Origin of the sequence: Herpetosiphon giganteus (assembly GCF_016907925.1) — a bacterium.
GTDB classification, from domain to species: domain Bacteria; phylum Chloroflexota; class Chloroflexia; order Chloroflexales; family Herpetosiphonaceae; genus Herpetosiphon; species Herpetosiphon giganteus.
Genome location: NZ_JAFBCZ010000002.1, coordinates 267,608 through 283,521, shown reverse-complemented (window position 1 = coordinate 283,521; position 15,914 = coordinate 267,608). Strand labels below are relative to the sequence as shown.

At 51.6% G+C, this 15,914-nt stretch carries 14 protein-coding genes and 1 other annotated feature; of the genes, 10 read left to right on the top strand and 4 right to left on the bottom strand.

The annotated features are described in order from the left end of the window. Positions 1-37 precede the first annotated feature (37 nt). The 6 genes from rplS (at position 38) to JOD20_RS02775 (ending at position 5,295) form a co-directional block, all read left to right on the top strand. The gene (gene rplS / locus JOD20_RS02800; protein WP_012187786.1) at positions 38-394 is read left to right on the top strand and encodes a 50S ribosomal protein L19; all 357 of its coding nucleotides are present in this window, start codon (positions 38-40) and stop codon (positions 392-394) included. An 81-nt stretch (positions 395-475) separates the two neighbouring features. Next, a complete protein-coding gene (locus JOD20_RS02795; RefSeq protein WP_204753805.1) occupies positions 476-1,123 on the top strand; it encodes a class I SAM-dependent methyltransferase in 648 nt (215 codons plus the stop codon). Between the two features lie 67 nt (positions 1,124-1,190). After that, positions 1,191-1,814, top strand: a complete 624-nt coding sequence (locus JOD20_RS02790; RefSeq protein ID WP_204753804.1) for a ribonuclease HII — start codon at positions 1,191-1,193, stop codon at positions 1,812-1,814. Between the two features lie 50 nt (positions 1,815-1,864). Next, the gene (locus tag JOD20_RS02785; RefSeq protein WP_054536814.1) at positions 1,865-2,407 is read left to right on the top strand and encodes an SH3 domain-containing protein; all 543 of its coding nucleotides are present in this window, start codon (positions 1,865-1,867) and stop codon (positions 2,405-2,407) included. Between the two features lie 10 nt (positions 2,408-2,417). Further along, entirely contained in the window at positions 2,418-3,617 is a 1,200-nt protein-coding gene (gene trpB, locus JOD20_RS02780; RefSeq protein ID WP_204753803.1) for a tryptophan synthase subunit beta, read from the top strand. A gap of 40 nt (positions 3,618-3,657) precedes the next feature. Next, entirely contained in the window at positions 3,658-5,295 is a 1,638-nt protein-coding gene (locus tag JOD20_RS02775) for a PD40 domain-containing protein (RefSeq protein WP_204753802.1), read from the top strand. A gap of 252 nt (positions 5,296-5,547) precedes the next feature. On the opposite strand, the gene trpS is transcribed toward JOD20_RS02775, so the two are convergent. After that, positions 5,548-6,534 carry a tryptophan--tRNA ligase gene (gene trpS / locus JOD20_RS02770; protein ID WP_204753801.1) on the bottom strand — a complete coding sequence of 329 codons (987 nt, stop codon included), beginning with the start codon at positions 6,532-6,534 and terminating at the stop codon, positions 5,548-5,550. A gap of 44 nt (positions 6,535-6,578) precedes the next feature. Beyond that, positions 6,579-6,821 (bottom strand) — a binding site (T-box leader). A gap of 631 nt (positions 6,822-7,452) precedes the next feature. Here trpS and JOD20_RS02765 point away from each other — a divergent pair. From JOD20_RS02765 to JOD20_RS02750, 4 genes are all read left to right on the top strand, one after another. Continuing rightward, positions 7,453-9,201: an ABC transporter ATP-binding protein gene (locus tag JOD20_RS02765; RefSeq protein ID WP_204753800.1), complete on the top strand. Its 1,749-nt coding sequence runs from the start codon at positions 7,453-7,455 to the stop codon at positions 9,199-9,201. A gap of 314 nt (positions 9,202-9,515) precedes the next feature. Next, positions 9,516-11,327, top strand: a complete 1,812-nt coding sequence (locus tag JOD20_RS02760) for an ABC transporter ATP-binding protein (RefSeq protein WP_204753799.1) — start codon at positions 9,516-9,518, stop codon at positions 11,325-11,327. Between the two features lie 300 nt (positions 11,328-11,627). Beyond that, complete coding sequence (locus tag JOD20_RS02755) at positions 11,628-12,707, top strand: adenylate/guanylate cyclase domain-containing protein (protein WP_204753798.1); 1,080 nt, start codon at positions 11,628-11,630, stop codon at positions 12,705-12,707. Positions 12,708-12,904: 197 nt separating this feature from the next. Then, complete coding sequence (locus JOD20_RS02750; RefSeq protein WP_204753797.1) at positions 12,905-13,213, top strand: TolB family protein; 309 nt, start codon at positions 12,905-12,907, stop codon at positions 13,211-13,213. A 24-nt stretch (positions 13,214-13,237) separates the two neighbouring features. On the opposite strand, the gene JOD20_RS02745 is transcribed toward JOD20_RS02750, so the two are convergent. Genes JOD20_RS02745 through JOD20_RS02735 form a run of 3 tightly spaced genes read right to left on the bottom strand, consistent with a single transcriptional unit; the run spans position 13,238 to position 15,608 of the window. Further along, positions 13,238-13,762: a hypothetical protein gene (locus tag JOD20_RS02745; RefSeq protein WP_204753796.1), complete on the bottom strand. Its 525-nt coding sequence runs from the start codon at positions 13,760-13,762 to the stop codon at positions 13,238-13,240. A 13-nt stretch (positions 13,763-13,775) separates the two neighbouring features. Beyond that, the gene (locus JOD20_RS02740; RefSeq protein WP_054536806.1) at positions 13,776-14,384 is read right to left on the bottom strand and encodes a hypothetical protein; all 609 of its coding nucleotides are present in this window, start codon (positions 14,382-14,384) and stop codon (positions 13,776-13,778) included. Between the two features lie 45 nt (positions 14,385-14,429). Continuing rightward, positions 14,430-15,608, bottom strand: coding sequence for a DNA double-strand break repair nuclease NurA (locus JOD20_RS02735; protein WP_204753795.1), 1,179 nt, complete (start codon positions 15,606-15,608; stop codon positions 14,430-14,432). Between the last annotated feature and the right edge of the window lie 306 nt (positions 15,609-15,914).

The window sequence follows — 15,914 nt, the reverse complement described above, 5'->3', positions numbered from 1 at the left end:
ATACGGCTCTACGCATTAGAAATGCAAAGGCAGAGCAATGCAACAGGCTCCCGTCATTCACGAAATTGAAAACGAATATCTGCGCAAAGATGTGCCAGAATTCCGCGTTGGCGATACGGTTCGCGTTAGCGTCAAGGTTGTTGAAGGTACCCGCGAACGGATTCAAGACTTTGAAGGTGTCGTAATTCGCCGCCGCCGCATGGGTGTGAACGAAAACTTCACCGTGCGCCGGATTGCCTCACACGGTATTGGCGTTGAACGGACGTTCTTGCTGCACTCACCCCGCATCGACGGCGTGAAGCTGGTGCGGACTGGTAAAGTTCGCCAAGCTAACCTGTACTACCTGCGCGGTCGTACCGGTAAAGCCGCTCGGATCAAAGAACGCCGCGGTTAATCGTTTTCGTTATAGCTGCAAAACCCTGCGCGGGTGTGGGCCAAGCCTGCACTCGCGTTTGTATTTTTGGGAGCTTTGGCAATGCTACAACGAATGCAACGCTTGGTCATTTGGGCCTTTGAGCGCTTTTATCACGAAGGCGCATTCAGCTACGATTTGGTAGCGTGGCTCATGTCGCAGGGCTATTGGAGCCAATGGGTACTGGCAGCCTTGCTCGAAATTGCCGATCAGCCATTGCTAGAGCTTGGTTGTGGCACAGGCTACGTGCAAAAAGCCCGCCAACATCAAGCAAGCTTAACGATTGGCCTCGATGAATCGCACCAAATGCTGGCTTTAAGCCGCCGCCGTGCAACCCAAGCCAACTTGGTGCGGGCAGTTGCCCAAGCCTTGCCCTACGCCGATGGCAGTTGGTCGGCAGTGCTTTCGACCTTTCCCGCGCCCTATTTATTTGATCGCCGCAGTTTGGCCGAGATTCAGCGCGTGCTAACCAACGATGGCAAGTTATATATTGTCGATGGCGGCAATATTCCCAATGGCCTGTATGCAGTCGTGATTGGCTTGATCTATCGGCTGGTCTTTGGGCGACAAAGCAACCCCGATCTGCCAACCAGCCAGCTCGACCCACGGATTCAGCGTTTGCACGAGGCTGGCTTTCGGGTCAGCACACAAATTAAGCAGGTTGGGCGCTCACAAGTTCAACTGTTTATCGCCGAGAAATCGAACCTATAAATTGATTCTTTGGCCATAGGTTCATGCAGATCAAGCCTGATCCCTGGCCCCTGACCCCTAAGTTATTATGACAATTGGAATTTACGAAGAACAACAACTTTGGAAGCAAGGCGCGCAGCTCGTGGCGGGCGTTGATGAGGTTGGCCGTGGCTGCTGGGCTGGACCTGTCGTGGCAGCAGCAGTGATGTTTCCGCAGCATTTGCTGCGTGATCCAAGCGCACTGGCAGGCATTAACGATTCCAAAACGCTCAGCGCCGAAGCCCGCCAAGCTATGGCCTTACGCATTCGCCAATTAGCTAGCGGAATTGGGCTAGGCGTGGTTTCAGCTCACCTGATCGATTTATTTGGGATTGCGGTTGCCACCAAATGGGCGATGATGCATGCGGTTTTGAGCCTACCAGCCTTGCCCGATGGCTTAGTGATCGATTGGGTTAAACTGCCAGAATTGCCCTTATTGCAACGCTCGCTGCCCAAGGGCGATGCAGTCAGCATCTCGGTGGCGGCGGCCTCGATTGTGGCCAAAGTTTATCGTGATAATTTGATGCACGAATATGATCAGCGTGATGCACGTTATGGCTGGGCAGCGCATAAAGGCTATGGCACGGCCCAACATCAACAAGCCTTGGCAGCTCATGGCCCAACCCAGCTCCATCGACGCTCGTTCAAGCCGCTTGCGGCCTTTGTTGATTGACAAAATCGCCAGAGAATGATACTAAACCATGGCTTTTATGGAGTGTTGCTATGCCCTCGCCATATTATGATCAGGGACGGCGTGATGCTGAAGAAGGCACGCTGAATCAATTGTTTTATCATACCTACCACGATTATAAGCGTGGCTACGACGAAATTGTCAATGGACCACCCAAACCAAAGCCAAATTTCCTCTATTTTTTGATTCCGGCGCTGTTGCTGGTTGGGCTTGCTGGCGGTTGGTTTTTACGTGATCGCGGCGTTTTGAGCACCCAACCAACGCCGTTAGTTGTGATGGTAACGGTAACGCCAGTCACTGCTTCGCCAACCTTCCCGCCATTTGCAATTGCCACTCCAGCTCCACCAACGCCAACCCAATTGGTGCTAGAAATTGGCGGCGAGGCGATTACACTCGAACAAGTGCGCATCCGGCCCGACCCAAGCATCCAAGGCGAACCGATTGGGGCGCTTGATCCAGGCGAAGTGATTACGATCGTCGATGGGCCACGCTCAGGCGATGATTACACCTGGTGGCTGATCGAATCGGCAATTGGCCAAGGCTGGGTCGCTGAAGATTTTATCCAAGCACGCTAAAGGAAGATCTATGACTGATCACGTTGTTCTTGATGAGTTAAATGGCCGCTACGGCGATTTTGGTGGACGCTATGTGCCTGAAACCTTAGTCGCGGCAATTGAGGAATTGACCGAGGCTTTCTTTCGGATTCGCACCGACCCTGAGTTCCAGGCCGAATTGGCGCATTTGCATCGTACCTATACGGGCCGTCCAACTGCGCTAACCTTTGCGCGCCGCTTAACTGAGGAGCTTGGCGGAGCACAAATTTGGCTCAAACGCGAAGATCTGACCCACACCGGCGCGCATAAAATCAACAATGCGCTTGGCCAAGGCCTTTTAGCCAAACGCATGGGCAAGCAACGAATTATCGCCGAAACCGGCGCAGGCCAACATGGCGTGGCCACAGCAGCAGTTTGTGCCTTGCTTGGGCTGCAATGTGTGGTCTATATGGGCACCGAAGATATGGAGCGCCAAAAACCCAATGTCTTTCGCATGCGCTTGTTAGGAGCCGATGTGCGCGGCGTGAACACTGGGGCCAAAACGCTCAAAGATGCAGTTAACGAGGCTATGCGCGATTGGGTCAGTAACCCCGATTCGTACTATTTGCTAGGCTCAGCGCTTGGCCCGCACCCGTATCCATTGATGGTACGCGAATTTCAAAGCATCATCGGCATCGAGGCCCGCGAACAAATTTTAGCCGCAACCGGCAAACTCCCAGATACGATTATTGCCTGTGTTGGCGGCGGCTCCAACGCGATTGGCATTTTCCACCCCTTTATCAACGATGAAAGCGTGGATCTGCGCGGGGTTGAAGCTGGTGGCCATGGCATCGAGCCAGGTCGCCATGCAGCGCGGTTTGCTGGCGGGCGCTTGGGCGTTTTCCAAGGCACACGTTCGTATGTATTGCAAAATAGCGATGGCCAAATTGCCAATACCCATAGCATTTCTGCTGGCCTCGATTATGCTGCTGTAGGCCCAGAGCACGCTTGGCTCCACGACGAAGAACGGGCTTTTTATACCTATGCCACCGACGAAGAAGCGTTAAACGGTTTTCAATTGCTCTGCCGCACCGAGGGCATTATTCCAGCCTTAGAATCGTCGCATGCGATTGCCGAAGCTGTACGTTTAGCGCCAACCATGAGCAAAGAAAGCATTATTTTGGTCAATCTGTCGGGGCGGGGCGATAAAGATATTTTCACCGTTGCAGATGTTTTGGGAGTGCAAATGTAGCGTAACGGCTTCTGATGAGGCCAGTGTGTAAGGAGTAGTTATGGCTCAAGCATGTGTGGTTTGTCGAGCGGCGCTGGCCGATGGCTCGGTCTATTGTTCCGAATGTGGCTCACGCCAACCAGAAACAGGGACATCGACCCAAGCCCTTGGCAGTGGCGTTTTTGGCTCGCAGCCCTTACCGAGCAGCGATACAAGCGATGATTCGCCGTATGCGCCACGGCGTAGTGGCACCCAACCATTGAACGATCCACCAACGCAAGTGGTTAACCTGCCAAATTACCAAACCGATAGCTCGACCAGCAAGCTTGGTGGGTTTGGCAAAGAGCCATCAACCCAGCCTAATTTTGCCTTGCCGCAATATCCACCCAATAACCAAGCAAATTATCAACAGCCGAATTATCAACAGCCGAATTACCAACAACCAGTTGCCAAACCCAACAAAACAGCCCGCTGGTTGATTGGCGGTGGTTTGGCGTTGTTTTTGGTGGCTGGCGGTGCTGGCGCATATTTCCTGAGCAATAAAGATTCGAATGGTGGCGAGGGTGGCAATCTGGCCAATGCGCCAACCTGGACACCCTTGCCAACCAATTTGGCCAAGCCAACCGAGGAAACTGCTGCCAATCCCCAAGTTGAAGCAACCGCCACCAGCGAGCCAACCCAAGCCAGCGGCAATGCCACCGCTGAGCCAGTACCAACCAATGAATCAAGCGATTTGCCAACCCAAGCGGCTGGTGGCAGCGTGCCAACCAATCTCAGCGGCAATCTGATTTATCTCGAAGACTTTAGCCTTGTGCGTCAAACCTTAAACGATGGCGTGGTCTTGCCCTTCGATCTTGGCGACTACAACTACTACAGCGATCTTCTGCGCTGGTCGCCTGATGGCAAAACGATGGCTTTTTATGTGCGTGACGGGGCGAAAACAACAATTTATCTGGCTAATAGCGATGGATCGAACGTGCGCAGCGCCATGGAATTGCAAAATGTTGCGCCTCAAAGTTTAAACTGGTCGCCTGATAGCAGCAAATTTGCCTTCGTCACCAGCGACATCGATTTTGAAACCAAAGACGACCAAAATATTTATGTCTATGATGTTGCAAACAATAGCGAAAAGCAATTAACAACCGCTGGCATGATCGATTTCGACCCATTAAGTTGGGCACCAGATAGTCAAACGCTCATGTTTATGACCGGTGCAGATGCAATTGAACTGAATACAATCAAGGCTGATGGCAGCGATCAAACCAAAATCGCGACGGTCTATACCGCCGATGCTTGGTGGACCAAAGATAGCAAGATCATTTACGATGATTTTTGTGATCCTGGCACCTTTGATCGGGGAGTTTGTTTGCTCGACCCAGCCACGGGCGAGGTAGAAACCTTGCAAAAAGTTGGCGATTTTTATCTCAGCGGCATTTCGCCCGATGCCAAGTGGTATATGCTCGATAATTACAGCGATGGATCGTTGCTGATTATCAATGCAGATACTGGCGATAAAGAATTGGTTGCACCACCAAGCAGTGCAAGCTCATACGAAGTGCGGGTGTGGGGCAAATGGTCGCCCGATGGTCGTTATGTCACCTACGAGGCAATTGGCAAAGGCTCGTTTATCTACGAAATTGGCTCAGGCAAAGCCGCAGCGCCCTTTGTGAATGGCTCAATCGTCGAGTGGCTACCGTAAAATATGAAGGATGAAGGATGAAGGATGAACCGCTGGTTAGTGGCTTTTGGCTCTAGCCAGCGGTTCCAATTTAAACTAAATTCGTTCACAAAAAAGATAGGCTTAGGAGCACGATAACCGCAAAGGACGCGAAGACCGCAAAGCTTAGTTAAGTGATTTCTTGGCATACGCAGATATTCCAAGTTTCCAACAGACTCAACATTCGTGCTCTTCGTGTCCTTCTTGGTTAAAAAAATGTTAGCCCCCTGCGAATTACCGCAACCCAAGTTGCTGATAGGCGCGCAACAAGGTAGCATTGGCAACTTCGGCGGCGCGCTCGGCTCCGCGTTTGAGAATCCCATCGAGTTCAGCGGGGTCAGCAGTTAGCTCGTTGTAACGTTGTTGCAACGGCTCCAAGGTTGCTAGCACCACATCGGCGACCGCACCTTTGAGCTTGCCATAGCCTTGGCCCTCGAACTCAGCCTCAATCGTCGCTTTATCCTTGCCCGTCAAGGCTTGGTAAATGCCCAACAGGTTATGCACCCCAGGGCGCTTTTCGTCGAATTTGATTTCGCTGCCCGAATCGGTAACAGCTCGCATAATCGCTTTGCGCGTCGCCTTCAAATCGCCCAGCAAGGGAATCGAATGGTTGGCGGCTTTGTTGCTCTTGCTCATCTTTTGGGTTGGCTCATCTAGGCCCATCACCCGCGCTGCCACAGGCCGAATCAGCGGCTCGGGAATCACAAAGGTCTCGCCATAAAGATGATTAAAGCGCTCGGCAACATCGCGGGTTAGCTCAATGTGCTGGCGTTGATCATCGCCGACCGGCACGATTTGGGTATCGTACAGCAAAATATCGGCGGCCATCAAAGTTGGATAATTCATCAAGCCAGCGGCGACAGTTTCTTGCTTTTGCGATTTATCCTTGAATTGAGTCATACGATTCAACCAGCCCAAGGGTGTTTGGCAATTTAAAATCCAGCCAAGCTCAACGTGGGCGGGCACATGCGATTGCACAAAGATTGTTGCATGCTCCAAGCTAATGCCTGATGCAAGATAGAGCGCGGCCAAATCGCGCACGTTTTTGCGCAACTCTGCTGGATCTTGGGGCACGGTAATCGCATGCAAATCAACAATACAAAAGAAATTATCGTATTGTTTTTGCTCTTGCACCCAGTTATGAATCGCCCCCAAATAATTGCCAAGGTGCAAATTGCCCGATGGTTGAATGCCCGAAAAGACCCGTGGTAAAGCAGCCATGATCATCCTCCGCTAAACTAAAACAAGGCCGTCTCTCGATCCACATACGGGACGAGAGACGGCTTGATTCTCGCGGTACCACCCGAATTCGCAACTAAAGCATAGTTACGCGCTCGTAGCCCGCTAACGGAGGCAATCACGGCTCAGCCTACTACCGGGCAGCAACCCAGATTCGGTGAGCAACTCAGCGGGCCATTCAGCAAAGTCAGCTTGATTATCCTCGCAGCCAAGGGACAACTCTCTGGACAAGTGCGCTTTTGCTTACTCTTCCGCGTCAACGTCGTTTTCAATTTGTGGCGCTTATTGTATGCAGCAGCAGCATGCTTGTCAATCAGTCGAACGATTGAGCGAGGGGTCAGGATTCAGGGTTAGTTTGAAACCACGAAGAGCGCGAAGAGCACGAAGGTTAAGTTTTTTGATCCACGAAGGACACGAAGGGCACGAAGTTAAGTTTTTAGCCACAGATTCCCACAGATTGTTATGATTCGGTTCTTGCATTGCCATAGCTCTCATCCTTCCTCCTTCATCCCTTATCCCTCATCCTTTTATCTTATCGCGCTGCACCGCTGCGTTAAAATCCTCGCCCTAATTTCTAACTTTTGCCTTCTGACTTTTGCTTTCTGACTTTTGCCTTCTGCCTTTTGCCTTCTGACTTTTGCTTTCTGACTTTTGCCTTCTGCCTTTTGCCTTCTGCCTTTTGCCTTTTGACTTTTGCTTTCTGACTTCTGACTTTTGCTTTTCTTGGGTTATGTTCTATGCTCTATGCTCTATGTTCTATCGTCCCAGTCCCTAACAACTGAACCCTAATCCCTCGTCCAAAATCTATCTGCTTATGTGCAATCGGTCATAAGGCGGGGATAGCAAACCTGTTTCAATGGTAGAATATTGAGCAGATGCTTCCAACTGGAAAGGGATTTCATGGCGCTTTCGAATAGTGAATTTGTAGTTGAACGATCGTGGAAGATCAATCGTTCAACGCCAGTACGCTGGGTTTGGTCGCATGCGCGGCGCAATCTTTGGTGGATTATCGGGCTGTTTATCGGGGCATTTGGCAACGCATTATTTGCCGCGCAAGTGCCAATCGTCACTGGCCAAGCCTTCGAGGCGGTTAAAGCTGGCGATAAAGACGGCTTGTGGTGGGCGGCGTTGCTGATTGTTGGCGGGCAATTCTTGCGGGCGTTTGTGCAGCTCTTGCGCAATTTCTCCTCGGAAGTGATTGGCCAACGGCTCGAACGCGATGTGCGCGATGAACTCTACACCAGTTTGTTGGGCAAAAGCATGGCCTTTCACGATAGCCAACCAACTGGCGATGTGATGGCCCGCGCCACCAATGACGTGCGCGAAATGAACTTAATGCTCAATCCCGGGGTCAATTTGGTTGTTGGCTCAGCGATGTTCTTAATTATGCCGCTGATCGCCTCGCCACACCCGCAACTGCTGGTCGTGCCGATTCTCTATTTGATCTTTTATGGGCTGCTGGTTTGGCACTATTTACGTCAACTCAAGCCTGTAACCACCGCTGTGCGCGGCAGTTTTGGCGAATTAAACGCCACTTTGGCCGAAGCAATCGACGGCGTGGAAACCGTCAAAGCGACCGCCCAAGAAGAACGCGAACGCACCCGTTTTCGAACTGCGGTCACCAAATGGCGCAATGCTTTTGTTGCCCAAGGCAATGTGGAAGCGGTCTTTTTGCCGGTGCTGTTGTTGGGCTTGGGCCAAGGTTTGGGCTTTATCCATAGCCTCATTCTTTTCCGCAACGGCCTGATTAGCGTTGGCGATGTGGTTTCGTTCAACGGCTTATTGTTGCTATTTGGCTTCCCCACTTTTACCGCCCAATTTGCCTACTCGCAGCTTTCGAGCGGCCTTGCTGGCGGGCGGCGGATTTTGGAATTAATTACCACCGAAACTGAGTTAGACGAAAATGCCCAAGGCTATGCCGAGCCAATGCGCGGCGAAATTGTCTTTGAAAATGTGGCGTTTGGCTATCACAGCGAGGTTGATGCAATCCAAAATGTGAATTTTCGGATTGAGCCAGGCCAAACCGTAGCCTTGGTTGGCCAAACTGGTGCTGGCAAAACCACGCTGACCAAACTGCTCAACCGCACCTACGATGCCCGATCTGGCCGAATTTTGATCGATGGCGTTGATCTGCGCGATTGGAATTTAGCAGCCTTGCGCCGCCAAATCTCAATCATCGAGCAAGATATTTTTCTCTTTTCGCGCTCAATCGCCGATAACATTGGCTTTGGCGTGCCCAACGCCACCCGCGAGCAAATTATCGAAGCCGCCAAGGCCGCCCAGGCCCACGATTTTATTGGGCGCTTGGCCGATGGCTACGATACGATTATTGGCGAGCGCGGCGTAACCCTCTCTGGTGGTCAACGCCAACGTTTGGCCTTGGCGCGGGCATTCTTGACCGATCCGACAATTTTGGTGCTTGACGATTCGACCAGCGCGATCGATAGCGCGACCGAAGATCGAATTCAACAAGCAATTGAACAAGCCTCGCAAGATCGCACCACGATTTTGATTACCCATCGGCTTTCGCAAATTCGCTGGGCCGACCTGATCATCGTGATTCGCAAAGGCACAATTAGCGCCGTTGGCACGCACGAAGATCTCATGCAGCAATCCGAAGCCTATCGGGCAATCTTCGCCAAATTATGAATTATGAAGGATGAAATATGAAGCAAGGGTTTGATTTTTCATGCCTCATCCTTCATCCTTTCAAAACAAGCCTATCGGGCAATCTTCGCCAAATTATGAATTATGAAGGATGAAGGATGAACGACGGATGACCAAGGATGTATGCAAATTAAGAATCCTAAGCTTTCATCCCTCATCCTTCATCCTTTATCCTTTCAAAACAAGCCTATCGGGCAATTTTCGCGAAATTATGAATTACGAAGAATGCAATATGAAGGAGGAATTTAATATTTCATCCCTCATACTTCATCCTTCATCCTTTCAAAAGGGTGCTTATGTTTGCAGGATTAGATACCGAAAATTATGATCGCCAGTATGGCGACCGCGAATTAATGGGGCGGATGCTGAGCTATTTTCGGGCGCATCGGCGCACCGCATTGTGGACAGTGCTGCTGATTTGTGGCTTGGGCTTGCTCAACACCGTGCCGCCATTTTTGGTGGCCCAAGCGGTACAACGGATTGGCGAGGCCAACCCAGATTGGAATTTTATCTGGTTGCTGGCGAGCGGCGGGGTCGTGTTTGGCGTGCTGCAATGGGCCATGGGCTGGGTGCGCCAACGCCTAACCGCCAAAATCGTGGCCGATGTGATTAGTGCTTTGCGCAACGATGCGTTTAATGCCGCTATCAGCCATGATCTTTCGTTCTTCGATGATCTGCGCTCTGGCCGAATTATCAGCCGCATCACCTCGGATACCCAAGAGTTTGCCCAAGTTTCCCGCTTGATCATCGAAATTGTGAGCCAAGTGCTGACCGTGATTGCCTTGCTGATTTATTTGCTCAGCGTTTCGGTGCCGCTCAGTTTGGGCATTATCGGCTTTACCCCAATCGTGATTGGCTTGGCTTTGGGCTTCCGACGCTTGGCCCGCTTCGTCACGCGCAAAGGTTTTCAGGTACTGGGCGAGGTCAATAGCTCAATTCAAGAGGCCGTAACCGGCATCAGCATTGCCAAGAATTTTCGCCAAGAAGCCCGCATTTACGGCGAATTTAGCGAGATCAACCATCAATCGTATGGGGTAAACCTGCGCCGCGGCTTTGTGCTCTCGAATGTGTTTCCAACCCTGAATGTCGTTTCGGGCTTTGGCACGGCGGCGCTGATTTATTGGGGCGGTTTGTCGGTTATCGATCTCTCGATAACCTTGGCTGCTTGGTATGTGTTTGTGCGTTCGGTTGACCTTTTTTGGTTTCCTTTGCTGAATATTTCGGCCTTTTGGAGCCAATTTCAGGCTGGCTTGGCTGCTGCCGAACGCATTTTTGCCTTGATCGATGCAGAGCATAGCGTCAAACAAACCGATCAGAAAACCACCGAGCGTTTGCGCGGCGAAATTGTGTTTGATCATGTCGAATTTCGTTATGGCCGCAAAGAGCCAGTGCTGAATGATTTCAGCCTCACGATTGCGCCAGGCGAAAGTATCGCTTTGGTTGGGCATACAGGCGCTGGCAAATCGAGCATCGCCAAGTTAATTACCCGTTTTTACGAGTTTCAGGCTGGCAAAATCACGGTCGATGGCCATGATATTCGCTCGCTCGATTTGCGCAGCTATCGCCAACAATTGGGGATTGTGACCCAAACTCCGTTTTTGTTTGATGGCACAGTTGCCGACAACATTCGCTATGCAGCGCCACACCTCAGCGATGCAGAACTGGAAGCGGTGGCGACCCAAATTGGTGGCGGCGAATGGCTCGAAACCCTGCCCCAAGGCTTGCAATCGCAAGTTGGCGAGCGCGGCAACAAACTTTCGCTCGGCCAGCGCCAATTGGTGGCCTTGACGCGGGTTTTGGCAGCGCAACCAGCAATCTTCATTTTAGATGAAGCCACGGCGAGCATCGACCCATTTACTGAAACCCAAATTCAGCAAGCGATGGATCTGATTCTCTCGCGCTCGACCGCGATTCTGATTGCCCACCGACTTTCGACCGTGCGCTCAGCCGACCGCATTATTGTGCTCAACCAAGGCCAAATTATCGAAGAAGGCAGCCATGAGCAACTGATGGATCAGGGCGGGCATTATGCTGATTTATACGATACTTATTTCCGCCATCAATCGCTGAGCTACATCGAATCACGGGGTGCAGCCCGCAGCGTTTAACTGTAATGGTTCATTGAGTTGGCAACAGTCGTATTCCCGCAACCCCATCCACGGGTTGGTTTTCGCTGCCCACCACGCATCCGCAGGTTCATCAACGGCTGTGGTTCAGCCTTCAATTGTCCTTGAGGGGGTGCAGGGGGATTAAAGCCCCCTGCGTTTCCCGCTGGCGGGACGGAAGGGTGGAAAAAGACCATGGTGCTTAATATGATAAACCACTCCATATAGCAATTAGATGGCAATTCGGGCTACCATAGTAGCAAGAGCGTGCTACAATTTCATAGGTATCTAGGAGGCTATGCTATGGCTTTAGATGAAGCACAACCCACACCATCAAGTAGCACGCTGGTAGCAGAATTGGCGAATTACGGCATCGACGAAACGGTTCGCAACGCCTTAGCGAGCATGGTCGATACAGCTCCAGGCGCGATGCTCTATCGCTTTAATCCGGCTTATTTGGCCGAAGAAGTTGGGCTTTCGCGCCGCGCAGGCTTGCAACTCATGGCAGCGGCGGTTCAGGTTGGCCTATTTAACCTGAATTGGGAAGCGCGCTGTATTTATTGCGGCTACCAAGCGCATGCCTTTGATAAATTGACCCAAGCCCATTCGAAACAATATTGTGCAATGTGTCGCGACGATTTCCAAGCCAAGCTCGATGATGGCATTCATGTGACCTTCTCAGTGGCTGAGCGAGTGCGCAGTTTGCCAGCGGGTATCGACAACGAAGCATGGCGTGAAGCAACCGACCGCCGTTTGGGCGTAACGACTTCGCACGAATTGCTAACAGTCCAAGCCTTCCGCGATTTGTTTATCGACGAGCCATTGCCCGACGGCGAGAGCTTCCAGATCAAATGGGCGGCACTGATGTTCACCGACCTTGGCGGCTCGACCGCCTTGTATGCCCGCAAAGGCGACCCACGGGCCTACAGCTTGGTACGCGAACACTTCAACATCCTGTTTAATGTAGTTAATCAAGCAGGCGGTGCAGTCGTCAAAACCATTGGCGATGCAATTATGGCCGTGTTTGTTGATGGTGCGGCGGCGGTCAAGGCTGGCCAAAACGCATTAATCGCAATCGAAGCCTTCAACCGCGAGCGCGAATTAGCCGCTGACGAGCGCTTGACGCTCAAAGTTGGCGTGCATGCAGGGCCAACGCTTGCAGTCACGCTCAATGATCGGCTTGATTACTTTGGCACGACGGTTAATGCAGCGGCGCGGGTGCAATCGAGCGCCAACTATGCAGAGTTGGTGGTAACCCAGCAAGTGCTCGAAGCGCCAGGTGTGGCTGAAATTTTGCCCGCTGATTTGGCCAACGAAACCCTGATTTTGCGTGGGCTTGATGATCTGCCATTTAGCGTTGTGCGGCTCCAGCATACCAACTAAAATCAGAGTATTGTTAGGCAAACCTCCTCAGCATATGAGGAGGTTTTGTTGTTTAAAAGCCAAAATTCCCATGTGAGTGAAGATTTTATATATCACATGACATATACTTTTAGTTAGGGATACGAAATCGCACATTGTACCACCCCGCCCATGAGAGAGCAGCATCCACGCTATAAACCTACCCAACGGGAGAGCATATGGCTACCCCAATTGTTCTGGTGGAGTACAACCAGCTTCTTCAGGTTGCCCAACGTTTTCAACGCAAAGCTGATGGCCAATGGCTTGTCTTTATCGTTAATTTCGACCGTTCCTCCGACCAAGTATGGCTGTTCAAACCTGCCACGGGCGAACGCTTGGCTCTGACTCCACCTGGCCACTATCAATGGCCCGCGTGGTCGCCCGATGGCAGCCAAATCGCCGTCATTTGGTATGACCCGGGCAACACCGACGACGACGACAAGGATGCCGTGATTATGCTTGATGTGCCAGAGTTAGTGCGGCGGTAGTTGATTGCATGCTGCGTGGTGCGCTTACATCAAGAGATACCATGCCAATAAGGCTGCGCCGATCGCCACGCCGCCAACGATCAAACCAAGCAAAAATCCGTTGCTTTGTCGTGGTTGATTCCATGGCAATGCCGAACTAGCCAGCGGATCAGCGCTTGGAGTAGGAGTTTTCCAAGTGTTTGAGGAAGTTGAGGCTTGCTGGCTACTAAAGTTGCTTTGCTCTTGCATGATGTCGGGAATGCCATTGCCATCACGATCAGCAAACATCGCGTTCAACTGATCGCCGTTTGCTTCCATAATGTCGGGAATGCCATTGCCATCGCGATCAGCAAACATTGCGTTCAGCTGATCGCTGCTGCCATTGATCACATGCTGCTGGCTAACATTGGTTGTATGGGTCGTTTGGACGGTTGTATTTTTATCTAAGAGGTTAGGAAACCCGCCATTATCTGCCAATGTATCCATCGCTTGTTGATAGGCTTGGCGATCTGCGGCGGACATTTCATCGATGCTGTTGTATTTACGCCCATTAACAACATAACTCGGCATACATCCTCCCAATTTAGCTGGTCAACATACGCACCAATACGCGCAAGCGATCATAATCGTCGCGCAGCAAACGGGCTAATTCGCGGCCTGCGTACAGCTCATATTCGCGCCGATTGGCTTGTAATTCTGCCGCATTGCGAATCGCTGTGCCCAACAGTTCATCAACAATCGGCAAATTGGCGTGTAAGACCATGCGAAAGAAATCGCAGTGTTGGGTAAAACGATGCACGGTATTATCATCACACAAATGGACGCTATAGTGGACGGTTGGCGGTTGCGGTGGCAGATAATGAATAATGCGGCCAGCCCGCTCGTAGCCTATCACCAAGGCACTCCACTCGGTCTGCAACACGGCAGCAAGATCAGGATGTTCGCTATAAATTTGATCGTCGTAGAACTCGCTACCATCGTAGCGCCGCCCACCACGTACCATGGCTTTGCCACCAAGATCGCGGCTACCAGTTCGAATATCGTAGACCAAGCCATAGACACACAAATCGTTGTCGTAGCAACCAGCCTTGATCAACGAGCCAAACGGCGGCGCATTCAGCAGCTCATATGCGCCAGTTGTCCATTGCGTTGAGCTTGCTTCGATCACTTCACCAATACGTTGTTCTTGCATATATCTTGGGTATAGGCTATCGAGGATAGGCTATAGCTAAAAGAGTTAAACCCGCACTTGAGATTTGGCATCTTGTTTTAATGATGAGCCATTGCTCAAGCGAGCATGCCACAGGGCTTGCTCAATCATTTGGCGAAACACCCGACGATCGCTTTCGCGCACCACTGCTTGCTCATGCGCCCGCGCCAACGCCACCGGATAGCCACCGCCACGATGGGCTTGATCATACGCGACTGCGTGAATCAAATCAACCCATTCTGGCCGTTGCGCCACCCATTCGGGCAGTTCGATTCGCGCTAATTCGGCCCCAACATTCAGGTAGAAGAAGTAAATCGCGTGCTCGCCATATTCTTCAACATTAATTTTGGAGAGGCTTTTGAATAACGCGCTACGTTCGCCATCGCCCAACCAGCCATTGCCAAATAATTTTGTATCGTTGATCCCAGGATAGGGATCGATAATGCCTTCGGCTTTGCTGGCACTGTTCAAGGTTGGTTTGGCGATCAAACGGGCAATTCCGGTCACTTCAGGCGCTTTGGGATGGCTAATGTAGGAGCAGGTTGGCACATCAGCGGCGCGTAAAGCAGCCAAACCTTCATCAAGATAGCGTTGCAGAAAATGGCTGCGCACCCACGGATCAAGCCCGCTCAACGACCAGCGAATCAGCGTACCATCTTGCATTGCGACCAACGGTGCAGTGCTGGTAGCCAAAATCTCTTGGGCTAAGCTCGCCAGCGCAATCCCTTCGCGAGTATCACGCTCGGCATGGACCAAGGCTCCAGCCATTTTATAACTGCGGCCATCTTTATCGCGCAGCAACAATTCTTGATCGTTGTAGTGCAAAGCTGGCACCGAATGCAATTTGGAATAGGGCTGTTGGCCATATTGAATCGTCACCAAACCAAGATTAATCAAAAAACACTCGACCGCCCAATGCCGATCAAGGTCGATCTGCGAGCCATCAACTGCCGCCAAGCAATAATGTGGCGCAAATTTGGGCAAGCGATAACGATTGGTAATCGGCTCGGCGGGAGCCGCCAACAGCCATGGGCTGCGCAGATAATTTTCTTCTGCATGGCGTGCCCAATGTTCCCAGCGCGGGCTTTCTTGTTCCAGATTTGTCCAAGCTGTGGTCACCAATTGATCATGTTGATTGGCTGTTTGGCGCAAATCGCCGCCCATGCGTTTAATTTGTTGGCCAACCTGATTAAAATCGAGTGGCATCCGGTGCTCCTAACCTAGTTGGCTTAATCAACCATTCGCGTTGGCAACCTTCGCGTTCTTAGCGCCCTTCGCGGTTCCATTTTTCCTGAACGCTTATCACTGGCCTCTCGTTCGCCTCCCTTCCGTCCCTCCGCCGGAGGGAGACGCAGGGGGTTTTCATCCCCCTGCACCCCCTAATATTTGTCTGTTGGATTGTTGTTATTGTTTTAGTTGGCAACCTTCGTGATCTTCGCGTGCTGCGCGGTTCCGGTTTTCCTGATCCCTGATGGCTGATCACTGACCCCTCGTTCGCCTCCCTTCCGTCCC